Below are 24,067 nucleotides of genomic sequence, written 5' to 3'. Positions count from 1 at the left end.
GGTGACAGAAATTGGGGAATGACAATAAAGGCGGCGGATGCGCTGGAGAACAGACCTTTTATTGATTTCAGCAGCTCAAAATGTTTCCACTCAGGGGTGTGCCAAATCATGTGCTCCGGAGCGGTGATGGCCAAGAATCATCGTGGAAAATAATGAGGCCAGGGCGCAAGTCAAGTGTCGCACTTGCGCCTTGGCGTTTATCTTTGGGGGAAAATCGAGACGCTTGAAAGAGGCTGTGTTCTCATGCAAAATCATTCTCTGTTCGAGTGCGCAAGCTTTCTTGCTGGTATTCAAATGTTGGTGCGATTCCATTCGACTTTGACCGGGAAGTCAAGCGGCTGCTGGGGGGCGGCGGACAAGGGGAGCCGAAATAAGGGACGCTGGATTTGGGAGTTTCTCTCTTTGTTATGGTGTTGCAAATCAGAGCTAAATTGTAAGGGCACAAAGGCGAAACCGCTCCTCGCTTATGGAGAGTATCCCATAGGCAGAGGCAACCATGGCGTCATTCATATTCTGTGATCTGTTTGACCTCGGGGAATTTGCAGCAATGGCTGAAAGAGGCTGATCCCCCAGTATTGCAGAATGGCTGAGTTATTGGGTATTCGATTTTGAAAGGGGGCAGCCCGCGATACAAAACCACCATGGAGCGCGAATTTATGGCTTATTGTGACCGCTGCGGATAGTGCCTAGATTGGGAACATTTTTCCCATCAAATAGGACCTATACAAAGTACATATTTTGTGATAAAATATCCAAAAATCGGTCGGGAAGCCAGGCCACAAAAGGGGACCCCTTTTGTTCTGTTATGCGGAAGCATAACAGAATGGGGCTTGTGAACGAGAAAAAAAGATGTATGGAAAGACGAATATGGGCCAGCCTTCTTGCAATGTGCATGGGCATCGGCGTCCTGCCAACGATGGCTGACGCGATTGCGGCGGTTTGCGGGTTGGGCCAAGTGGATAAAAATGGTGGCAGGAGTACGGAACATGAAAAAGCAGGACAACGAAGAATACTTGGAAATCGACTTGCTTCGGCTGATGAAGGCGCTGTGGCGGCATGCAATAGCCATCTCGCTGGCAATGATCCTGTGCGCAGGGATAGGGTTTTCCCTGGCCTATTGGGTGATACCTGCCAAGTACCAGGCCAGCGCCTTGCTGTACGTGAACAACAGCTCCTTCTCGGTGGGCAATACGTCCATCAGCCTGTCCGATCTCTCTGCTTCCCAGACGCTGGTGGACACCTACATCGCCATTTTGAATACCCGCCTGACGTTAAACGACGTCATCAAGCAGGCAAAGGTAGATTACACCTTCGAGGAACTGGAGAAGATGATTGAGGCGAAGTCAGTGAACGGCACCGAGATCTTTGAGGTCACCGTCACCAGCAAAGACCCGGAGGAGGCGGAGCGTGTCGCTAACACCATCGTGAAGGTGCTGCCGGACAAAATTGCCCAGGTCATGGATGGATCTTCGGTGCGGACAGTGGATCTGGCGGTGGTGCCCGAAAAACGGTGCAGCCCCAGCCTGCAAAAATATACGATATTAGGCGCCCTGATCGGGCTGCTGTTTAGCTACGGCATCGTGATCATGCGGGACTTGCTGGGCGAGCAGATCATGAGCGAGGATGACCTGCTTCAATCTTATGACCTGCCGGTGCTGGCCGCCATCCCCGATGTGCTGGCAACCCAGGTCGGAAAGGACTACGGTTCATATTACGCAAAGGCGGCGGAGAGGAAAAAGAAGACATGATTACGTTTAAGAAAGGCAAAAAGGATCGGTTGCTCCGCCCGGACGAAGAAAAAAAGACCTTTGGGGCGGGGCTGAACTTCGCGGCTTCTGAGGCGTACCGCCTGCTGAGGACCAACCTGCTGTTTGCTCTGCCCATCTCCTCTTTGCACAGTGGGGAGACATGCCGGGTGGTAGGCGTTACCAGTTCTATGAGCGGCGAGGGTAAGAGCACCACGGCGCTGAACCTGGGTTATGTGCTGGCGGAGTCTGGGAAAAAGGTGCTGGTGGTGGAGGCGGATATGCGCCTGCCCACCATTTCCGGCTGGCTGAAGCTGGAGCGGCGCGTGGGGCTGTCCAGCCTGCTGGCGGGGCTGTGTACAGAAGGGGAGACCATTCAGCCCTCGGGCATCCAGGAGAGGCTTTGGATTATGAACGCAGGCCCTATTCCGCCCAATCCAACGGAGCTGCTTGGGTCGGAGCGGATGAAGACGACGCTCAGGAACCTTGCCGGGGCTTGTGACTTCATCATCCTGGACCTGCCGCCGGTGAACGAGGTATCGGATGCGCTGGTTGCTTCCCGGCTGATCCACGGAATGATCATGGTGGTGCGGCAGGGCTACGCCACCCGGTCATCGGTGGGAGAGGCCATGCGGGAGATGGAAAATGTGGGCGTCAAGGTGTTGGGCTTTGTCATGACCCACTCGGAAAGACAGGGCACGAAGTATAAGAGTTACTATAAAGGTAAGTATGCCTATGCGAAGGAAGGCAAGGACAAAGCGGAGCCTGCTGTATGACGGATATCCACTGCCATGTGCTGCCCCAAATGGACGACGGGAGCCGGAGCGCAGAAGAGAGTCTGGCCATGCTGGAGGCGCTGGCTGCCCAAGGCGTGGACTGCGCGGCCGCTACGCCGCACTTCTATGCGGATGAGAACAGCCCGGAGGAGTTTTTGGACCGGCGGGCCGCCGCCGCGGAAAAACTTGCAGAGGTCTGGCACCCCGGTCTGCCCGCCCTGAAGCTGGGGGCCGAGGTATGCTATTTTGAGGGGATCAGCCAATGTAAGGGGCTGGACGCCCTGCAAATTGAGGACACTGGGTTGCTTTTGCTTGAAATGCCCTACTGCCGCTGGAGCCGGCGGATGCTTCAGGAGATTTTTGATCTTCAGCTGCGGCCTGGGATGAGAGTGCTGCTGGCCCACACTGAACGCTACCTGCACTGGCTGCAGCCAGAAACCTGGGAGGCCCTGCTGGAGTGGGGGGTGCTGAATCAGTGCAACGCTTCGTTTTTCCTGCGCTGGCAGACGAAACGCAAAGCCATCCGAATGCTGCGGGAGGGGAGGATCCATCTGTTGGGTACGGACAGCCACGACATGGACGACCGCTCGCCCCGGCTGGAAGCGGCTTGGGCGGTGCTGGGACAGAAGGAACGTGAGATTTTGAAGGAAAACGTCAAGAGGTTCCTGCCGGGCTGGGAGGAGAACGGGAAATGAAGCGTCGGGGACTGATCTGCGGCGGACTGCTGCTGGTGATCGGCTGCACCCTGTTCGGGGCGGCCGCCTATTTGCGCATAAACCCGCATCATATAGCGGAGAGCCGGGTCCAGGCTGCTGTCGAGGAGCGGGCGGAGACCATCCAACCCCAGGAGGAGGCCCAGGCCCCGGCGGAGGCCGCCCCGGCCTATGTCAGCCCGGTGGATTTTGAAGAGCTGTGGGACATGAACCCGGATATCTACGCTTGGCTGTACATCCCCGGCACCGATGTGAACTACCCCATCCTTCAGAGGGAGGGGGACGACAGCTTTTATCTGGATCACAACAGCGAGGGCAAGTCCAGCCAGGAGGGGGCTCTCTTCACAGAGGAGACCTACACGAAAAAAGATTTTTCCGACCCGGTGACGTTGGTCTACGGCCATAATATGCGCTCCGGGGCCATGTTTGGAAATCTTCAGGAGACCTATTCCAGCCAGGGCGGGCTGGAGGCATACCGGGATATTGTGGTTTATCTGCCGGAGCAGGAGCTGCATTACGAGGTGTTCGCGGCGGTGCCCCACGATATGCGGCATATCCTGTACTACAACGACTTTACGGACCCGGAGGTATTTCAGAAGTTTCTGGAGCAGGCACTGTCTGTCCGGTCCATCAACGCCAACATCGATGAGAACGCAGAGGTCACGGCGGAGGATCAGCTTTTGATCCTGTCCACCTGCTTAAGGGGCGACCGGGACCAGCGCTATCTGGTGCTGGCAAAAAGGACGGCGGAAAGCGCCGCGCCATGAACCATCATTTCGAAAAAGGAAGGATGAACCAAGATGAAGAAGTTCCTGCTGTTTACGGTAGCCGCCATGATGGTGACGATGCTGTCTGCGCCTGTGGCGTATGCGGATAAGCTGTCCCCCATGGAACCTGATCGTCCCGCAACAGAGGTTGGTGGAACAGACACAGATTCGTCAATCGTTCCCGCTCCCCAGACTGGTGAGACTGGACTGGGCGGGATAGAGGCCCTGACACTGGCGGCCGCAGCTTCCACGGTGTGCGGCGCGGTGACGCTGGTCAAGGCTAAAAAACAGGCTGGTTCCGCACGCTGAGATGAAATTCCGCGTTGACCGGAAGTTGATTCGGACGGCTGCGGTCCTCTTGACGGCGCTGGCCCTTTTCCTGGTGGGAGCATTGGGGCTCTTTCTCTGGAAAGAGGGCAGCTTTCCAACAGGAGAGACCGATGCACCATCCCACACCTTGGAGGATGACGGGGCGCTGCTTTTTTACAATGGAGCGTGGTATGCGCCCCGGGATGATGTGGAGACGGTGCTGGTGCTGGGGCTGGACCGTTCTGAGCAGGAGGAAATCGGTGTATCGGGCTCATACGCCCAGTCCGACCTGTTCCTGCTGTTGAAAATCGACCGGACAAATGAGACGTACCAAGTATTCCAGATCAACCGTGACACCATGGCGGCGATACAGGATTTTGACCAGTACGGCAGGCCCAGCGGGACCTATACGGCGCAGCTGGCTTTGGCTTATGCCCATGCCCAGGCGTATACCCAGAACGACCGGACCGCGGGCATGGCGGCGATGGACGCGGTCTCCGGGCTGATGTACGGGGTGGAGATCGACCACTATGTAACGCTGACTATGGACGGACTGATGGTACTCAACGATTTGGCGGGCGGGGTGACGGTGGAGATCCGGGACGACTTCTCCGCGGCAGACCCGGCGCTTGTCCAAGGAGAGACCGTGACGCTGCTGGGCAAACATGCGCTGAACTATGTGCGGGCCCGGATGGATGTGGGCGAGGGCACCAACCTGGAGCGGATGGAACGTCAGAAGGAGTATTTGTCTGGATTGCAGGAGAAGCTGTCCACCCTGGCGGCAGAGGACGATGGGTTCATCTCAGCCTCCCTGCTGGAGTTAGCCGAACATATGGGCTCAGACTGCACCGCGCAGAAGCTCTCCGAGCTTGCGGAAAGCCTCCGGGAATATCATATGGAAAGCTATACGGTCCTGGAGGGCGAGGCGGTGGAGACGGAGAAGTATATAGAATTCTACCCCGATGAAGAGGCCCTGCAGCGTTTGGTGATCGAGGAATTTTATGAGCTGATGGAGGAACCTTGACAGTTGATGACTGGAAAAAGGAAAAGGATTTGTAGTCCCGGCGGCGTTGGTGGTGGCCGTGCCGGGAGGGGAGTTTGCCCCGCCTGATGAATTCCACCAAAGGTTTTCTCCGGGGTGGGGACTTGTTCTGAGAAACCCCATACCGTTTGTACAGACAGGATGGGTCTGTGTTAACAAAAATGCAGGACCATCCATGAAGATAGAGGTGGGACTAAGTACCATGCGTTCCGATTTTCAGGTGTTCAGGAGAAAAAAACGAGAACTGGCGCTGCGCAGTACCAGAAGCCTGCTGCCCAAACGGCGGCTGGAGCTGATGGGGATCGACACGGCGATCTTTCTGACGGTATGCTTCCTGATGAGTGTCCTGACAATGCTGGATATCAACTCCCTGTCAGTGAACGGCAGGTTTACGCTGGGGAAGGCCCTGGTACTGTACCTTTGCGTAATGGCGGCGCGGCTGTGCTTCAGAGTGTACGCCACCGTGTGGCGGTACGCGAATGTATCCATATATCTGAAACTGATGACTGCGGACGCGGCCAGTGGGTGCGTTTTCTTCCTGATTGGACGGGTGAGTCCGGCAGTAAGCCTGGGAGCGGCCTATACGCTGGTCACGGTACTGCTGGTCATGCTGGGTACCTTGGCCAGCAGGTTTGTGTACCAGTACCTGTATGCCCGTGCTGGAACGGCCAGCGATCTGAGGGCGATGCGGGAATTGCTGCAGGGTACGCCGGGGCATATGCACCAGGTGAATATCGCCATTGTGGGCGCGGGCAATATCGGGGCGATGCTGGCGGGAGAGCTTCGGAGGAATCCCCGGTCCCATCACAACCCCTACTGTTTCATCGACACGGATCCGGCCAAGATCGGCAGCAGCATCAACGGAATCCCGGTGTATGCGGAGAATGAGCGGATCGTGGAAATCATTAAGACGATGCCGGTGCAGGGAGTGGTGATCGCCCTGCCGGATGCCGCGCCGGAAGAGAAGAGCAGACTATACGACTTGTACCGGCAGACAGGGTGCCAGGTCATGCTGTTTGACTACCCGCTGGGCGACAAGTCCGGAGAGCGGAATGTGGGATACGGCAAGCGGGAGCTGCGGAGATTCAGCATCAACGATCTGCTGTTCCGGGACGAACTGAGTATTGCGTCCACCAAGGCCAAGGACTATTACCGGGACAAGACGGTCCTGGTGACGGGAGGTGGCGGCTCCATCGGCAGCGAGCTGTGCCGTCAGATCGCGGCGCTGAGTCCCCGGCGGCTGGTGATCCTGGATATCTATGAGAATAACGCCTATGACATCCAGCAGGAGCTGACGCACAAGTATGGCAAAGACTTGACGCTGGAAACGGTGATCGCCTCTGTGCGGGATGAGAAGCGGATGGAGGAGATCTTCGCTGAGGTGAGGCCGGACATCGTGTTTCACGCGGCGGCGCACAAGCACGTGCCGCTGATGGAGCACAGCGGCTGTGAGGCCATCAAAAACAACGTGTTCGGGACTTATAACGTGGCAAATCTGGCGGAGAAGTACGGCACGAAAAAGTTTGTGCTGATCTCCACTGACAAGGCGGTCAACCCCACGAATATTATGGGGGCGAGCAAACGGCTGTGTGAGATGGTGGTCCAGTGCCGGAGGGACAGCGCCACGGCATTTGCCGCGGTGCGGTTCGGCAACGTGCTGGGGTCCAACGGTTCGGTCATTCCGCTTTTTAAGAAGCAGATCACGGCGGGCGGGCCGGTGACCATCACCGACAAGCGAGCCATCCGATACTTCATGACCATCCCGGAGGCAGTGGGACTGGTGATGGAGGCCGGGGCAATGGCAAAGAACGGGGAACTGTTTGTGCTGGACATGGGAAAACCGGTGAGGATCCTGGACCTGGCGGAGAACATGATCCGGCTTTCCGGGCTGCGGCCGTATGAGGATGTGGACATCGTGGAAATCGGCCTGCGTCCTGGAGAAAAGCTCTATGAAGAGCTGCTGGTGCAGACAGAGGGTCTGGAGAGGACCGAAAATAAGCTGGTTTTCATTGAGCGGGACAAGGGATACAGCCGGGCGGAGGTAGACGCCAAGCTGGAAATTTTGGCCCGTGCCGTTTCGGGTGTGTCCAGCGGCGAAGCGGGACACTATGAGAGAGTGATCGAGGCCATCCAGGCTACCGTGCCCACCTATCGGGATCCGGAGGAAGTGAACCGGGACACGATACTTGCGCGGGAAAAAGCGTGAGCGGAAGGAGAGCGACCCCTGCCAGCGGCAAGGGCCGAAAAATAGGGATATGCTTACCAAAAGGAACGATCTGAAACCGTTCGAATCAAAAGTCTGGCTGGCCAGCCCGACCATGCACGGCGATGAATTGAGATACATAACCGAAGCATATGAAACCAACTGGATGTCCACAGTAGGGGCAAACATCAACGAGGTGGAGCGCATCGCAGCGGAAAAAGCGGGCGTGAAGTATGCCGTCGGGCTGTCCTGCGGTACGGCCGCCCTGCATCTCTGCGTGAAGCTTGCAGGCGAAAGGCTGTACGGCAGGCCGGCCGTCGGACATGGCGCGGTGGAAGGCAGGCGGGTGTTTTGCTCGGACATGACCTTTGGCGCAACGGTAAACCCCGTCGTGTACGAGGGCGGCATCCCGGTGTTCATTGACACCCAGCGCGATTCCTGGAACATGGACCCCGCGGCGCTGGAAAAGGCTTTTGCGGTTTACCCGGATGTGAAGCTTGTTGTCTGCGCCGAGCTGTACGGCTTCTCCGGCGATATTCGCCGGATCAGGGAGATCTGCGAAAAGCACGGTGCGCTGTTGATTGAGGATGCGGCGGAGGCACTGGGCGCCGCATGGGAGGGCAGGCCGTGCGGCTCCTTTGGCGACTATGCGGCGATCTCCTATAACGGGAATAAGATCATAACAGGCAGCGCCGGAGGGTGTCTGCTGACAAATGATTTGGAGGCGGCGGACAAAGCGAGAAAATGGTCCACACAGGCCCGCGAAAGCGTTCCTTGGTACCAGCATGAGGAGGTAGGCTATAACTACCGCATGAGCAATGTCATCGCTGGTGTGATCCGCGGACAATTTCCGCATTTGGAGGAGCATATTGCCCAGAAGAAATCGATCTATGAACGATATCAGGCGGGCTTGCGGGATCTGCCGGTTTCCATGAATCCGATTATTGAGGGCTGCGAGCCGAACTACTGGCTCAGCGCCATGATCATCGACGAGGGCGCGATGTGCAGGCAGGTGCGGGATGACAGCGCCGCAAGGTATCAGCCGGAGCATGGAAAGAGCTGCCCCACGGAGATATTAGAGGCGCTCAGCGGCATCAACGCCGAGGGAAGACCTATTTGGAAGCCGATGCATCTGCAGCCGATCTACCGGATGGACGCATTCATAACTCGGAGCGACTCCGGCAGAGCAAAAACCAACGCGTATATTGCCGGCGGGGTCGAGGATGTCGGTGCGGATATTTTCGCGAGGGGGCTATGCCTGCCCAGCGATAATAAGATGACTGGGGAGCAGCAGGATGCCATTATAAAAGTAATCAAAGCTTGCTTTGAATAAGGATGGAGGCCTTTATCACTCTCCCAAAGGAAGTCATCGAGGCACTTGTCAAGGGAAATGACGTATATGTGTGCCCCCTATGGGGACTTGGTACCTCAAGAGGTAATTAGGAGATGCTTTGCGTGATTGGGGGAAAATGATGCAGCAGGCACAGGTGAACAAGCCCGTGACATCCCGGCATGGATCAATAAGAAGTGGGCTTTATGGACGGTACATAAAACGGCTGCTGGATATCATTTGTTCTCTGACGGCGATCGTCGTGTTTGGATGGCTTTACATTATTATAGCGGTCCTAGTGCGGATAAAGCTGGGTTCGCCGGTTTTGTTCAAACAGCCGCGTCCGGGCAAGATTGATCCGAAAACAGGGAAAGAGAAGATCTTCACCTTGTACAAGTTCCGCTCCATGTCAGACGAGAGGGATGAAAACGGGGATTTTCTGCCCGATGAGGTACGACTCGGAAAATTCGGCAGGGCTTTAAGGGCTACATCACTTGACGAGCTGCCGGAAACTTTTAATATCCTGAAGGGGGATATGAGCATCGTAGGGCCGCGGCCATTGGTTGTTTCTTATTTACCATATTATACAGAAGAGGAACGACATCGTCATGATGTACGTCCAGGCCTGACTGGATTGGCGCAGGTCAATGGAAGAAATGATTTAAACTGGAATGAGAGGTTTGCCTATGATATCAAGTATGTTAACAACCTTTCTTTTAGCTTAGATGTTCGCATCCTTTTCAAAACAGTAGGAAAGGTCCTAAAAAAAGAGGGAATAGGTCAAGGCGAAGAAAGGCCAGGAAACTTGTATGATGAGCGACAAAGAAGGGATTTTTATTAATATGGAAAAGCAGGTACTCAAAGGAAAAAACTGCTTATCCTTGCAAGCGGACCTAATCTGGTAACGCTTGTGAAACGGGCGAAGGAATTAGGTGTGTATACGATAGTATCGGATTTTTACGATACCGATGCCAGCCCTGCAAAATTGGTCGCGGATGAATACTGGGATATTAGTTGGGCTGATCTTGACGCACTGGAACATATATGCCATAAAGCTGGCGTTGATGGTATCACTACAGGATACAGCGAAACGCCTGTCGAAAAGTGCACCGAATTGTGTGAACGACTGGGGTTCCCTTGTTATTGTACCCGTCATCAGTTAGATTTTCAAAAGATAAAGTGCTATTTAAAGAGACATATACTGTCCGATTCACTGGCCTGTGAGCACATATCACAAGCTTGGTGAAAAAGAATTGAGTCTTGTTCGTGATCAGAGATATACAGAAGAGGATATGTATAGAATAACTTGGCTGATTACTCTTTTTAAACACCAATAAAAAGGAGAAATGAGTATGTTTGAAGGATTAGCCGGAAAAAGGCTCTTATATCTGGGTGGTGTCCCAAGAGCAAGATATGTCGTTGACAGGGCAAAAAAACTAGGCATCTATGTAATTGTTGTCGACTTAGAAGCAGAAAATAGTCCAGCAAAGGCTGCAGCAGATGAAGCGATTTATCACAATGCAAAAGATGTAGACTGGCTGGTTGATCTTTGCAAAGAAAAGAAAATTGACGGCATCGCCACAGGCTATATCGATTTTCTGCTTCCAGTGTGCCGAGAACTCTCTGATAGGACCGGCATTCCCTACTACGCGACTGAAGGCATGATCCTTCAATCTACTGATAAATTATATTTCAAAAGAACATGTGAAAAATACGGGGTGCCAGTTCCTAAAACGTATGAGATTGATTTGAAAAATATTGAATCCAGTGCTAAAAAGCTTAGTTATCCTGTCTTCGTTAAGCCGCGTGATGCAAGCGGAGCCCGTGGTGCCAGCGTCTGCTACAAAGCTGAGGACTTAAAAGGAGCAGTGGATTTTGCACTTTCATTCTCCAAACGGAAAGTGATTACGGTTGAGGAATTCTTGGAAGGTACGGAATTCATTCTGGACTACATAATCATTGATGGCAAAGCCCAGCTGATGTCGATGGCTGATAGATATTCAACATCAGACAGAGGTAAGGCAATCAACAACTCTAATCTCATGCTTCTTCCTTCGAAAAACATTGACAGATATTTAGAAACTGTAGACCCAAAAGTCAAGGCTATGTTTGAAGGGGAAAAGTATAAGGACGGCATCATTTTCCTACAGGGCTATGTAAATGAGAATTACATCAGCTTCTATGAAATGGAGGGGCGTCTAGGTGGAACCTGGCCATTCGTAGATGAGTATTTCCACAAAGTGAATCCGCTGGACATGATGTTTAATCAGACAATTACAGGACATATGATCGACCCGGGCACCGAATTAACCATAGACGCGAGATTTGATGGTTGTTCCTCCATTATTTATTTCCTCAGTAATGCAAAGGAAGGAAAGATTTCCAAAATTGAAGGGCTGAATGAGATCAAAAGCATGCCCGAGGTTGTAAGTGTGCTGGAATATTACCATGAAGGAGACGTCATTAACGCACACAACTTAAATGATGTTCTTTTGATTGCGGTTCACATGGCTTTCAGATCCTATGAAGAGATGAAAGAAAAGACAAACTATGTGTATTCAACCTTAAAGATATTTGATGAAAACAGAAATTCTCTTATCGCACCAGTGATTGATATCGATTCCATTAAAGGGTATTCAAAATAACAATTAGAGAGTAAGAAAGTATTCAACACAAGCAGTAAAAATTAACTGAGAAGGTGCTTTATTGAAGACAAACAGAACATGGGCAATTATCGGCGGCGGGAATGGTGGTCAGACCTTTGCTGGGCATCTTGCTATGCAGGGTGAGAAGGTTAGGCTTTTTTCAAAATCCCAAAGCAAAATTGATGAGATCAGTAAAACAAACACGATTGTTCTCCATCATGACATAAAGGGTGAGGGACATTTAGAATTTGCTACTACCGATATGAAATGTGCTATGGATGGAGCAGACAACATAGTCGTTGTTCTACCTTCAACATGGCATGAAATGACTGCAAGGCTAATTATTCCAAACCTTGTAGATGGGCAGAATGTCATGCTTCTTCCCGAGGCATCCTGTGGTGCAATAGCCTTCCGCAAATATATGAGGGATATGGGCTGCACAGCGGATGTAGTAGTTGGTGCAGGCGCAACGTTACCCTATGCAACACGGTTGAAAAAAGACGGCGATGTTTATGTTTCCCAGATGAAAAATGAAGTGGAGATTGCGGCTATTCCCGCTGCAGATAATGGAAAGCTTAAAGAGGCCTTCACAATTTCTGAGCCTGTGTTCAAATTGGTTCATAGCGTCCTCAAAACCAGCATAGACAACATTAATGCTATGGTGCATGGTGCCCCCTCCCTTTTGAATGTGGCACGTATTGAAGCAGTTCCTTCCCAGGATTATGAATACTACAGGGAAGGGATTACCCCGACCATCTGCGAGGTACTTGAACAGATGGACAAGGAAAGAATTGCAGTAGCTGCAGCTCTTGGATTTGAACAGAGAACACTGAGACAAGAGTACATCGACATGTATTCCTGCGGGACATCCAAAAATACACTTTATGAGTTGATTCAGAATTGCAATGCCTATGATGGTCTGCTGGCTCAGAAAACTCTCAGGACCCGCTATATCATGGAGGACATTCCGTTTTCACTTGTACCAATCAGTGCGCTGGGCCAGATTGCAGGTGTTCCTACTCCTGTGATTGACACGATTATTAAACTTGGTCGAATTATGATCGGATCTGACTTGAATGAGGGCAGGACTGCGGAGCACCTTGGAATTGATAAATACACAAAGGATGAGTTGATTTCGTTTATCTATGGTTAGAAAATTGATCAGTTAAGAAAATCTGTATGGTCTGTGGCGGTGGTATGTCATGGATAATATGCTATCGCGACAAGACATAACTTGGGAGATATAAATGTTGACCTATCATTGTTCTCTCTCCGTTACTCTTGGTTCTCACGATCCTTGGAGCGGTTAAAATGAAGGGCAATCCGTTCTTCATTCAGGAGAAGCCCGGAAAGGATGAGAAGATATTCAAGCTCATCAAATTTCGAACAATGACTAATGAAAAGGATGAGAATGGAGATTCGCTGCCGGATGCTGTCAGGCTTAATGAATACGGAAAACGTCTGCGTTCAACCAGCCTTGATGAACTGCCGGAACTGTTCAATATCCTTGTGGGAGAGATGAGCATAATTGGCCCGCGTCCATTGTTGGTAAAGTATCTGCCTCGCTACAACGAAGAACAGCATCACAGGCACGATGTACTCCCAGGGCTGACAGGGTATGCACAGGTACATGGGCGGAATGCAGTTTCCTGGGACGAAAAATTTAAGATGGATGTATGGTATACGCAACATATAACCTTTAAGACGGATATGAGCATCTTTTTTGCCACAGTTAAAACGGTGCTGAGAAGGGAAAGCATTTCCTCGGAGGACTATGGAATAGAAGACGAGTTCATGGGGGGAGAGACGGTCAAGTGAAGCTGATAATTGTGAGCGCTCAAAGAGGCAAAAATGATAAGAGAAATTGGCAGTGAGTTTTGGAATGTGCCAACAGCCGAGCAGGGATGCAAGCTGTTCCCGGAAACCACGCAATGGTTTCTCTCAGGCAGAAGCGCATTACAAGCAATTATTAAGGATATAAGACATGAAACGGAAGTTCATACTGTTGCCATGCCGTCATGGTGTTGTGACAGTATGATTGTACCGTTTTTAAAAGAAGAAATCGATGTCCATTTTTATCCGGTTTATTGGAAGAATGGACTGATCCAAGAGATAAAGTTGGATTGCGATGTGCTATTCCTCATGGATTACTTCGGATATACCCCATCCTCTCTCGACTTGCCTGCTTATAGTGGTGTCATTATCCGTGACGTAACGCATTCAATCTTCTCATCTGCATACATGGATGCTGATTACTATTTTGGTTCTCTTCGAAAATGGTGTGGCATCTGGACCGGAGGCTATGCGTGGGCGGAAGATGGGCATAGGCTGGCGATGGAAGATTCGGATGATCTTGGATATACATTTCTGCGGGAACAGGCCATGAAGCTAAAGAACAGCTTCATAAATGGTTTTATGGATAACAAAGGGCGCAGGGTAACGGATAAGGGATATTTGAAGATTTTTGATACGGCAGAAGACTGTTTGGAGAAGGTCGGTATAGCACCGGCAGCAGAGCGAGACGTTTTGCTGGCGAAGAGGTTGGATGTTGAAACGATAAAAGCCAGAAGACGGGAGAATGCGGAAATACTGCGAAAAGCTTTCCACGAGATGATAATCTTCCCTGAATTGAAAGATTCCGACTGCCCAATGTTCGTGCCTGTCCTGGTCCCAGATGGAAAACGGGACATACTTCGGCGTTACCTGACTCAGCATGACATTTACTGTCCGGTTCATTGGACTGTGAGCGCATATCACAGGCTATGTGAAAGAGAATTGAACATTTATCAGAACGAATTGAGTCTCGTTTGTGATCAGCGATATACGGAAGAGGATATGTATCGAATGATAGATACAATAGAGCAATTTTTAAAAGGAGGGATGAACGATGCTTGAAGTTTTGACTTTTGAACAGAGAGATCGGTGGGATTCGCTCGTCCGCTCCTTTAAAAAATATGATGCCTACTGGCTTAATGGCTACGTTAAGGCTTTCCAGATTCATGGCGATGGCGATCCTCTTCTGTTCTCATATGAGAGCGAGAAAACCAGAGGTATCAATGTTGTCATGAAACGCGATGTAGCAAAGGATCGCCGCTTTGCTGGGATACTCGAAGAAGGTAAGTACTTTGATTTCACTACACCTTATGGTTACGGCGGATGGCTGATCGAGGGAGAAGAAACGGAAGGACTGTTTGACGCCTACCAAGACTGGTGCGAAAGAAACGGTATCATCTCGGAGTTTGTGCGATTCCATCCGATGGTGAAGAACCATGAAAAAGCAAGCTGCTTCTATGAAATCATTCAGCTTGGTAAGGTTGTACATATGAATCTGGAATCGCAGGAAACAATTTGGAGCAACCTTACAGGAAGCAATCGGAGACACATTCGCAAAGCAATTAAAGATGGCGTGAAGATCTACAACGGACGATACCCGGAAATCTATGCGACATTCCGAAAGATATATAACTCCACAATGGAAAAGGTTGACGCAGAGAACTATTACTATTTTGAGCCGGAGTTTTATACATCTGTTTTGAATGATCTGCCGCAGAATGCGCAGGTGTTTTACGCAGTAAAAGATGGAATAGTCATTGCCGCCTCTATTATACTTGCCACTAATGGGATGATGAACTATCACTTGTCTGGAAGCATGAGAGAGTATAGCAGCCTTGCCGCCACCAACCTTCTTCTTTATACGGTGGCACTATGGGGAACGGCAAATAGCTACAAGAGTCTGTATCTCGGCGGTGGCGTTGGCTCAGAAGAAGATAGCCTCTTTCAGTTTAAGAGGAGTTTTTTTAAAGGAGAACTAAACCAGTTCTTCATTGGAAAGAAGATATATAATCAAGAAAAGTATGATGAGCTTATGGGAATAAGAAACGTAAGTGAAGGTCCATTCTTTCCCAGGTATAGAGCATAATGCCTGCGATAATATGACGATGTATGACAGTGTTGCGATCTGCAAGCCGAAGGAACTGCTGTACCGGAGGACAGGAAAAACAGCGGACATTTGTGTGCGGAATATGCATCGGCTGGGCCTGGATGATGTGACGGTATGGATAGGCGACGCGCGGGAGTTTGAGGACTATAAAAGCTATGACACATTTTATTTCTTTAACCCATTTGGCCCGGAAGTTTTTCAGAATGTGATAAAAAAGCTTCCGTCACATGGGACAACCATGATTTACCACAATCCGACTTGCCACCAATTGGTCCTGGATACGGGGCGTTTTCAACTAAAAAAACAATTATACGATAAGGACAGGGACTACTATACCAATATTTATGTCGGAATAGACTAAAAAGATTTTTAAATGATTGGACCGAACGCCACAAGCGGCTTACTCTTTGTTGGTATCCCGACCAAAAGGAACAAATAGCCTTTGAGGAGATGAGCAGACTGAATATCTTGTATGTGACCACAGTGTCCAGCACGATGGGCTTTTTCCCGGAGCATATCAAAATGCTCCAGGGAGAGGGGCACACGGTAGAGCTGGCCTGTAATTTGGATAAGCCTCTGCCGGGGGAAATTGTCTCCCTGGCCTGTTCCCAGCACCATATTCCGTTTTCACGCTCACCGTTCTGCAAGGATAATTTAGCAGCCTACCGAGCGCTGAAAAAGCTGCTCTCCGAGAATCGCTATGATATTGTACATACCCACACCCCCAATGCCTCGGCCCTGGTACGGCTGGCCTGCCGGAAGCTGCGGAGGGCCGGGACGAAGGTGTTCTACACCGCCCACGGCTTCCACTTCTACACCGGCGCGCCGCTGAAGAATTGGCTGTTGTATTATCCTATAGAATGGCTGTGTTCATGGATCACGGACGATCTTATTACAATTAACCAGGAGGATTACGAGAGAGCAAAAAGACATTTACATGCGAAAAAGACTCATTATGTTTCTGGTGTAGGCGTTGATATAGATAAGTTTTCAAAACCTATCGTTTCTCGTGAAGAAAAAAGGGCCGCGTTGAAAATTCCCCTAAACGCAATCGTTATTACTTCTGTAGGGGAATTAAACGCCAACAAGAATCACATCGTTGTCATAAGAGCCTTGTCAATCATAAATGATAAAAATGTACGGTACCTAATCGCGGGAGAGGGAAGGCAAAGAACATTTTTACAAAATGAAATCAACAATAGAGGGTTACAAGATCAAGTCATTCTTTTAGGCCATAGAAGCGATATTGCGGACTTGTACCATGCTTCTGATATCTGTGCTTTTCCGTCAATAAGAGAAGGGCAGGGGATAGCGGCGATTGAAGGTATGGCCGCGGGACTGCCATTATTGATCTCAGATCACAGAGGAACAAGGGGATTCATTCATAATGGAGAAAATGGAATCGTGAGCAAATACAACGATGTTTCAGCATTTGCTGAGGGGATCGCGTTTTTAGCGCAAAACGAGAAAATCAGAGCGGATATGGGGAATAGAAACAGAACGCTTTCTAAACAGTTTCATATCGATATCATCACTTCAAAAATGAAGGAGATCTATGAGGATGCCAGGAAGTAATGCCCCATTAGTCTCTATTATTATTCCTGTTTATAACGGAAGCAACTTTATGAGAGAGGCCATTGACAGCGCGCTTGCACAGACGTACAGGAATATTGAGGTCATTGTCGTCAATGACGGGTCGACAGATCATGGTGCCACGGAATCCATTGCCAGAAGTTATGGCGATAAGATCAGGTATGTGAAAAAAAGCAATGGCGGAGTATCCTCAGCGCTCAATGTAGGTATCAAAGCGATGCGGGGAGAATACTTTTCCTGGCTATCGCACGATGATAAATACCTTCCAGAAAAGGTAGAGTCACAGATCAATGCTTTACAAAGTATTGGGGAAAAGCATGTGATCGCAGTCTGTGGATCAAAACAAATCGATAAGGACTCAAAGGATCTTATTTCCTTCAATGTAAAGAGGTCAGCGAGGCAGACGTATCAAATCGGAGAGATCATTCCGTGGGAAGCTGCATTAAAAGACGTGATTGATGATGGTTCCTACAATGGCTGCGCGTTATTGATACCCAAAACAGCATTTGATGATTGCGGGATGTTTGACGAGTCCCTTCGATATTGTCAAGATTTTTTGATGTGGATCCGTATCTTTTTAAACAAGTACAGTTTAGTTCATACACCAGGTGTACATGTCTGCGGAAGAGTCCATAACGGGCAGTTGACAGTTATCGGGAAAGATATCTTTCATAAGGACAGTATCAGTCTTGGCAATATGCTGATCAAAAGCTTGGGTGAAGCAGCGTCTAAAGAGTATAACTTCCTTAAAAGCTATGCAATATATAATGCGAAATACGACAATCCAACTGTTGTGCGAGATTGTATTCAGGAAGGGAAAAGCAGAGATCTGCTGACGCGCAGTGACTGCCTGGCCATTAAGAGCTGTCTGTTGTACGGGAAAATTAGACCGGCGATCAGAAAAGTGTATTATAGAGCAGTAAAAAGAGTTTGATCTAGTACCATAGGGGGAACCTGACAATGCTTGCATACTATATTTTATGTCTATTGCCGCTTGTGGTGTGCGGGCTTGAACAAAATCATGGTATTGTCATAAAGATGAATGACGACAGAAAAACGACGAATGCACTTGGCCTTTCTTTCTTTTTCTTTATACTTACTCTGTTGCTTGCGTTGCGTAGTATTGATTGCGGAGTAGACTTAAAAAACTATAAGTACTATTTCAATAGCTACGGAAACATGTCGTTCCGAGAGCTTGTTGATGTGAACAGGAATTATGATGTCGAGATAGGGTTTAGGCTATTTGTAAAGGTCCTACAGGTCGTTTCGAATGACTTCCAATGGTTTATCGCGGCAACAGCGGTCTTATCGGTTCTCCCTATTTGGTGGCTTTATAAAAAGAACAACGCTGCGTCAGCGCTTACCATCGTCCTGTTTTTATCGGTCGCGCCATTTTCGCTTTATTTCTCCGGAATTAGGCAAGTACTTGCTATGGCCTTTGCAGTTCCTGCTTATCAGTTTTCAAAAAAAAGAAAAAAAACAGGCTTTATCCTGTCTGTGTTATTAGCCACATTGTTTCATCAGTCTGCGTTCATCATGCTCTTGCTGTATCCAGTCTATAGAGCAAAAATAACCAAAAAATGGCTATATGCTGTTGTGCCATTCATGATAGTCGTATATGTATTTAATGAACCAATATTCAACTGGCTCCTGCGTTTTCTCGTCGGAACAAGATATGAAACATATACGATGGCCAGGACAGGGGCTTACGGCATGCTCCTGCTTTTAGCTGCTTTTTCTGCTATAGCTATATTCGTTACTTCAGATTCTGACAAAGCACTCTCAGATGAGATCATTGGACAAAGAAACATACTGCTGCTATCAACATGCTTGCAGTTTTTTGTACCACTTAGTACAGTAGCTATGCGCATGAATTATTATTATATGATTTTTATACCGATGATTATTCCCAAATTATTAAATAGCAGCTCAAAGAGGCATTGGGATGCAGCAAGACTTATATATGTTGTAATGACCATGTTTTTTCTGGCAAACTTTATTAAAAGCATGTATACATCGGCAGATATACTGCAAGTCTTTCCATATATTCCATTTTGGCAGGAATAGGGGCATCCCATATGAAAGTGATTCAGATTAATGCAACATGCGGAACAGGAAGCACAGGAAAGATCTGCGTTGCGATCAGTGAGCGGTTGAACAAGCACAACATAGAAAATTATATATGCTATTCCTCAGGTACGTCACAATATCAGTGTGGGATCAAGTACATGACCGATCGTGAGGTCAGGCTTGGAGCCATAGAAGCGAGGATCAGAGGTAATTACGGCTTCAATTCCAGTAAGGCAACGAAAAGGCTGGTCGGTATCCTGGAAAAATATGATGCTGATATTATTCATTTGCATAATATTCATGGGCACAATTGTAATTTGTCCATTTTGTTTGACTATCTGAAAACCAATCATAAAAAAATCATTTGGACGTTTCACGATTGCTGGGCTTTTACCGGTCATTGCTGCTATTTTACAGATCCCAAGTGCAGGGGGTGGTTAAACGATTGTACCGGCTGTATCAGGCCTCGTGAATTCAGTTGGTTTATTGACTCCAGCAGTAAACTGTTATGTAAAAAGAAGGAGTTGTTAAAAGGACTGGACCTTACGATCGTCACCCCTTCCATTTGGTTAGCGGATCTGGTGCGGCAATCATTCCTTAAGGACTATCCTATATACACGATAAATAACGGAATCGACCTGTCTGTGTTTACTCCAACAGAAAGCGTGTTCCGGCAGAGATATGGATTGGAAGAAAAGTATATATTGTTGGGCGTCGCATTTGGCTGGGACAAGCGTAAAGGGCTTGATGTTTTCCTTGATTTGGCGGAACGATTGGATGAGAGATATCAGATCGTACTTGTCGGTACAGACAGTGTAATTGATAAGCAGCTTCCGAATCATATCATTTCTATTCACAGAACACAAGATCAGCATGAATTAGCCGAGATCTATTCGGCAGCGGATGTGTTTGTGAGTCCCACGAGGGAAGAAGTTTTGGGAATGGTTAATATAGAAGCTTTGTCTTGCGGAACATCGGTTATAACCTTTAAGACGGGTGGAAGCCCGGAATGTATAGATGAAACCTGCGGGATCGTCGTACCATGCGATGATGTGGACGCCATGGAAAAGGCCGTCCGGTATGTCTGCGCGGACAAGCCCTTCTCGCGGGAGGCGTGTCTTGCAAGGGCAAGGCGCTTTGATCAGCAGGATAAGTTTCAGGAATATGTTGAACTGTACGAAGATGTGTTAAGGTGACAACGATGCGAATTGTTCATATAGCTCCAAGCTCACCATGCAATGAAGGGTGGAGTTACCAAGAGAATCTTCTGCCAAAGTATCAAACGAAGCTCGGACATGAGGCTTCATTGATCATCACCTGCAAAGATTAATGTATGAAAGTACGTGGCATGAAATGGGTAAGGTTGCAAAAAACGCGACATGGATAATTGCATGTCGGATCGCCCAAGCTTTTTTTGCATTGGCGATATACATGCTGACGGCAAGGTTTTTAGGACCATCAAATTTTGGGATAATCATCTATGCCTCCTCTTTGGTGGCGTTTGTTGCACCGATCATGAACCTGGGGTTCAATAATATTCTGGTACAAGATATCATAAATAACCCGGAGCGGGAAGGGAAGACAGTAGGAACTACGATTCTGCTGAGCCTTATTTCAGCTGTTTTTTGCATATCAGGTATTACGACTTTTGCATATATTGCCAATCAGAATGAATTTTCCACAATAATAGTTTGTTTTCTGTATAGTCTGCTGCTCATTTTTCAGGCTTTGGAGTTGATACAATACTGGTTTCAGGCTAAGTATTTGTCAAAATACACTTCTATTGTTACCCTATGCGCCTATTTAGTCGTTTCAGCATATAAGGTTTTTTTACTGGTGACACAAAAAAGTGTATATTGGTTTGCAATATCAAATGCATTTGATTACTGCCTGATAGGAATAAGCTTAATCGTTATCTATCGAAAACTAGGAGGGCAAAAACTGGAGTTTTCCTTGGGATTGGGCAAAGAGCTATTTTCTCGAAGTAAGCATTATATCTTATCAAGTATGATGGTTACTATATTTGCTCAGACAGATAAAATCATGATTAAATCTATGCTTGGCGAAACAGCTACTGGATTTTATGGAGCAGCTGTGGCGTGTGCCGGCTTGACGAGTTTTATTTTTACTGCAATAATTGATTCATTTCGCCCTTCAATATTGGAAGCTTATGAAGAGGATACCAAGGCGTTTGAATACAGACTTACACTTCTATATTCGATTATCATTTATTTATCACTATCTCAAAGCATCATCATGACGATTTTTGCCCGGTCCTTTATTATTGTTTTATATGGGCCTGCCTACGAAGCCTCGATTGGGGCTCTTCAAGCTGTAGTATGGTATACTACTTTTTCTTATATGGGGGCAATAAGGGACGTATGGATCTTGGCCAATAATAAGCAGAATGTTTTATGGAAGATAAATATGTCTGGAGCTATAGCTAATGTCATCATTAACTGGCTGCTCATACCCCGATTCGGAATATATGGTGCTTCTGCTGCATCGATTATTACGCAATTCTTTACAAACGTTGTGACTGGATTTATTATGAAACAGATCAGGCCAAACAACTTCCTTATGATCAACGGATTAGATCCAAGGCTCATTATTGGTTTATTAAGGCGTATGATCAGCAGGGAGCGAAAATAGTATCACGATTTGATGGCTGATTTTTAGATAGGAGGTACTATATGTCTTCCAGCAAACATGATACAGGATCATTTGAAGGGAAAACATTGCTCATCACTGGCGGCACCGGCTCCTTCGGCACCGCCGTCCTAAACCGCTTCCTTTCCACCGATATCGGCGAGATCCGCATCTTCTCTCGTGATGAGAAAAAGCAGGACGACATGCGCCACGAGTTCCAGTCTAGGATGCCAGAAGCAGCGGATAAAATCAGCTTTTATATCGGGGATGTCCGCGACTTGCAGTCTGTGAAAAACGCCATGCACGGCGTGGACTACATATTCCACGCTGCGGCCCTCAAGCAGGTGCCGTCCTGCGAGTTCTTCCCCATCGAGGCGGTCAAGACCAATGTGCTCGGTACGGAAAATGTGTTGACAGCGGCTATCGACGAAGGCGTGAAGTCTGTCGTCTGCCTGTCTACGGACAAGGCCGCTTATCCGGTCAACGCTATGGGCACATCGAAGGCCATGATGGAGAAGGTCGTTGTGGCCAAGTCCCGAACCACCAAGACCACGAAGATCTGCTGTGTCCGCTATGGCAATGTTATGTGTTCTCGCGGCTCTGTCATTCCCCTGTGGATCGACCAGATTCGTTCCGGGAGTCCAATCACCATTACGGATGGCAAGATGACCCGGTTCATCATGAGTCTGGAGGAGGCAGTGGATTTGGTGCTCTTTGCCTTTGAGCATGGGGATCCCGGCGACATTCTGGTCCAAAAGGCTCCCGCCTGCACCATTCAGACTCTGGCGGAAGCCGTCTGCGAGCTCTTTGGCGGGGACAAAGCAAATATCAACACCATTGGCATCCGCCATGGCGAGAAGATGTATGAAACCCTGCTGACCAATGAGGAATGCGCCCATGCCATTGATTTGGGCAGTTACTACCGCGTCCCCTGCGATAAGCGTGGCCTGAACTATGACAAATATTTCAGCGAGGGCGATGCGCAGCGCAATACGTTGACCGAATTCAACAGCAACAACACACGCCTCTTATCTGTGGAGGAAACCAAGGCGAAGATTGCAAGCCTTACATATATTCAGGAGCGATTGTCAGAGAAGAAGTGAGGAAAAGACTATGTATGACTTCCGCTGGAAAGAAAATGGAGGAATCAAGCTTCTGATCATTGTCGGCACCCGTCCGGAGATCATCCGGCTGGCGGCGACGATCAAACGTTGCCGCGAATACTTCGACTGCTGTGTCGCACACACTGGCCAGAACTATGACAAAAATCTGAACGCTGTATTCTGGGCGGACTTTGACCTGGGCGGGCCAGACGTCTATCTGAACGTCGTTGGGGATAACCTCGGCCAGACCTGCGGCAACGTGATTGCCCGCTCCTACGAGCTGATGGCGGAAATTAAGCCAGATGCCCTGCTGGTGTTGGGTGACACAAACTCCTGCCTATCTGCTATCTCTGCAAAGCGCCTGCATATTCCCATCTTCCACATGGAGGCCGGGAACCGCTGCAAGGACGAGTGCCTGCCGGAGGAGACCAACCGCCGCATTGTCGATGTGATCTCCGATGTGAACCTGCCGTACTCTGAGCGTGCCCGCCAATATCTGTACGAGATGGGGATGCCCAAGGAGCGCACCTATGTGACCGGTTCCCCAATGGCGGAAGTACTGCGCGGCAATCTCGATAAAATCAAGGCGTCCGATGTGCTGGAGCGCCTTGGCTTGGAGAAGGAACACTACATTCTTCTCTCCGCCCACCGCGAGGAGAACATCGACACTGACAGGAATTTCACCTCGTTGTTCAACTCGATCAATGCACTGGCTGGGAAGTATGACATGCCGGTTTTGTACTCCTGCCATCCGCGTTCACGGAAAAAGCTCGAAGCATCGGGCTTCCAACTCGATCCCCGTGTGCGCGTCAATGAGCCGCTTGGATTCAATGACTACAACTGCCTGCAAATGAACGCACTGGCAATCGTCTCTGATTCGGGTACGTTGCCGGAGGAAAGCAGTTTTTATCTTTCTATCGGATATCCCATAGCGGCAGTCTGCATCCGAACTTCTACCGAACGCCCGGAAGCGATGGAAGCCGGTGACTTTATCCTGGCGGGCATTTCCACAAAAGAACTGCTGCAGGCGACTGATATGGCAATCAGGATGAAGCGGAGCGGTGTGTTGGGCCACCCCTGTTTAGACTATACGGATGAGTGTGTCAGTATGAAAGTAGTTCGTATTATTCAAAGCTATGTCAATATAGTCAACAAGATGGTTTGGCGCAAGGATCAGTAGGG

Annotated in this window: 21 protein-coding genes; all 21 read left to right on the top strand. The window is 49.0% G+C overall.

The window, feature by feature from the left end; translation table 11 throughout:
* Positions 1 to 986 precede the first annotated feature (986 nt).
* Positions 987 to 1,748 (top strand): YveK family protein, encoded by a 762-nt coding sequence (locus tag Q0Z71_RS12355; protein ID WP_298023095.1) that lies wholly within the window; start codon positions 987 to 989, stop codon positions 1,746 to 1,748.
* A complete protein-coding gene (locus Q0Z71_RS12350; protein ID WP_298023091.1) occupies positions 1,745 to 2,521 on the top strand; it encodes a CpsD/CapB family tyrosine-protein kinase in 777 nt (258 codons plus the stop codon). The genes Q0Z71_RS12355 and Q0Z71_RS12350 overlap by 4 nt, the downstream gene beginning before the upstream one ends.
* Positions 2,518 to 3,216 (top strand): CpsB/CapC family capsule biosynthesis tyrosine phosphatase, encoded by a 699-nt coding sequence (locus Q0Z71_RS12345; RefSeq protein ID WP_298023087.1) that lies wholly within the window; start codon positions 2,518 to 2,520, stop codon positions 3,214 to 3,216. Before Q0Z71_RS12350 ends, Q0Z71_RS12345 begins: the two co-directional genes overlap by 4 nt.
* Positions 3,213 to 4,001 (top strand): class B sortase, encoded by a 789-nt coding sequence (locus tag Q0Z71_RS12340; protein WP_298023084.1) that lies wholly within the window; start codon positions 3,213 to 3,215, stop codon positions 3,999 to 4,001. The genes Q0Z71_RS12345 and Q0Z71_RS12340 overlap by 4 nt, the downstream gene beginning before the upstream one ends.
* 33 nt (positions 4,002 to 4,034) lie before the next feature.
* Entirely contained in the window at positions 4,035 to 4,310 is a 276-nt protein-coding gene (locus Q0Z71_RS12335; RefSeq protein WP_298023081.1) for a hypothetical protein, read from the top strand.
* A 1-nt stretch (position 4,311) separates the two neighbouring features.
* Positions 4,312 to 5,334 (top strand): LCP family protein, encoded by a 1,023-nt coding sequence (locus tag Q0Z71_RS12330; RefSeq protein ID WP_298023078.1) that lies wholly within the window; start codon positions 4,312 to 4,314, stop codon positions 5,332 to 5,334.
* 220 nt (positions 5,335 to 5,554) lie between these two features.
* Complete coding sequence (locus Q0Z71_RS12325) at positions 5,555 to 7,558, top strand: nucleoside-diphosphate sugar epimerase/dehydratase (RefSeq protein WP_298023075.1); 2,004 nt, start codon at positions 5,555 to 5,557, stop codon at positions 7,556 to 7,558.
* Positions 7,559 to 7,607: 49 nt separating this feature from the next.
* Positions 7,608 to 8,888, top strand: coding sequence for a DegT/DnrJ/EryC1/StrS aminotransferase family protein (locus Q0Z71_RS12320; RefSeq protein WP_298023073.1), 1,281 nt, complete (start codon positions 7,608 to 7,610; stop codon positions 8,886 to 8,888).
* 139 nt (positions 8,889 to 9,027) lie between these two features.
* Positions 9,028 to 9,726: a sugar transferase gene (locus Q0Z71_RS12315; protein WP_298023130.1), complete on the top strand. Its 699-nt coding sequence runs from the start codon at positions 9,028 to 9,030 to the stop codon at positions 9,724 to 9,726.
* Between the two features lie 511 nt (positions 9,727 to 10,237).
* On the top strand, positions 10,238 to 11,530 hold the full coding sequence (locus Q0Z71_RS12310; protein ID WP_298023070.1) for a hypothetical protein: 1,293 nt from the start codon (positions 10,238 to 10,240) through the stop codon (positions 11,528 to 11,530).
* A 61-nt stretch (positions 11,531 to 11,591) separates the two neighbouring features.
* Positions 11,592 to 12,683, top strand: coding sequence for an NAD/NADP-dependent octopine/nopaline dehydrogenase family protein (locus Q0Z71_RS12305; RefSeq protein ID WP_298023066.1), 1,092 nt, complete (start codon positions 11,592 to 11,594; stop codon positions 12,681 to 12,683).
* A 104-nt stretch (positions 12,684 to 12,787) separates the two neighbouring features.
* Positions 12,788 to 13,348 carry a sugar transferase gene (locus Q0Z71_RS12300; RefSeq protein WP_298023128.1) on the top strand — a complete coding sequence of 187 codons (561 nt, stop codon included), beginning with the start codon at positions 12,788 to 12,790 and terminating at the stop codon, positions 13,346 to 13,348.
* A 33-nt stretch (positions 13,349 to 13,381) separates the two neighbouring features.
* Entirely contained in the window at positions 13,382 to 14,425 is a 1,044-nt protein-coding gene (locus Q0Z71_RS12295; RefSeq protein WP_298023063.1) for a hypothetical protein, read from the top strand.
* A complete protein-coding gene (locus tag Q0Z71_RS12290; protein WP_298023060.1) occupies positions 14,418 to 15,449 on the top strand; it encodes a GNAT family N-acetyltransferase in 1,032 nt (343 codons plus the stop codon). Before Q0Z71_RS12295 ends, Q0Z71_RS12290 begins: the two co-directional genes overlap by 8 nt.
* Before the next feature lie 471 nt (positions 15,450 to 15,920).
* A complete protein-coding gene (locus tag Q0Z71_RS12285; protein WP_298023058.1) occupies positions 15,921 to 17,045 on the top strand; it encodes a glycosyltransferase family 4 protein in 1,125 nt (374 codons plus the stop codon).
* Positions 17,032 to 17,997: a glycosyltransferase gene (locus Q0Z71_RS12280; protein WP_298023055.1), complete on the top strand. Its 966-nt coding sequence runs from the start codon at positions 17,032 to 17,034 to the stop codon at positions 17,995 to 17,997. The genes Q0Z71_RS12285 and Q0Z71_RS12280 overlap by 14 nt, the downstream gene beginning before the upstream one ends.
* A 26-nt stretch (positions 17,998 to 18,023) precedes the next feature.
* The gene (locus tag Q0Z71_RS12275) at positions 18,024 to 19,130 is read left to right on the top strand and encodes an EpsG family protein (RefSeq protein WP_298023052.1); all 1,107 of its coding nucleotides are present in this window, start codon (positions 18,024 to 18,026) and stop codon (positions 19,128 to 19,130) included.
* A gap of 11 nt (positions 19,131 to 19,141) precedes the next feature.
* The gene (locus tag Q0Z71_RS12270; RefSeq protein ID WP_298023050.1) at positions 19,142 to 20,329 is read left to right on the top strand and encodes a glycosyltransferase; all 1,188 of its coding nucleotides are present in this window, start codon (positions 19,142 to 19,144) and stop codon (positions 20,327 to 20,329) included.
* A gap of 157 nt (positions 20,330 to 20,486) precedes the next feature.
* On the top strand, positions 20,487 to 21,785 hold the full coding sequence (locus tag Q0Z71_RS12265; RefSeq protein WP_298023047.1) for a flippase: 1,299 nt from the start codon (positions 20,487 to 20,489) through the stop codon (positions 21,783 to 21,785).
* 41 nt (positions 21,786 to 21,826) lie between these two features.
* Positions 21,827 to 22,885 (top strand): polysaccharide biosynthesis protein, encoded by a 1,059-nt coding sequence (locus Q0Z71_RS12260; protein WP_298023046.1) that lies wholly within the window; start codon positions 21,827 to 21,829, stop codon positions 22,883 to 22,885.
* Positions 22,886 to 22,895: 10 nt separating this feature from the next.
* Positions 22,896 to 24,065 carry a non-hydrolyzing UDP-N-acetylglucosamine 2-epimerase gene (wecB, locus tag Q0Z71_RS12255; RefSeq protein ID WP_298023044.1) on the top strand — a complete coding sequence of 390 codons (1,170 nt, stop codon included), beginning with the start codon at positions 22,896 to 22,898 and terminating at the stop codon, positions 24,063 to 24,065.
* Positions 24,066 to 24,067 lie beyond the last annotated feature (2 nt).

It is taken from the genome of uncultured Dysosmobacter sp. (assembly GCF_947631635.1).
In the GTDB taxonomy this organism is placed as follows: Bacteria; Bacillota; Clostridia; order Oscillospirales; family Oscillospiraceae; genus Oscillibacter.
The sequence above is the reverse complement of the archived record's forward strand: the minus strand, read 5'-3'. Positions and strand labels throughout refer to the sequence as shown.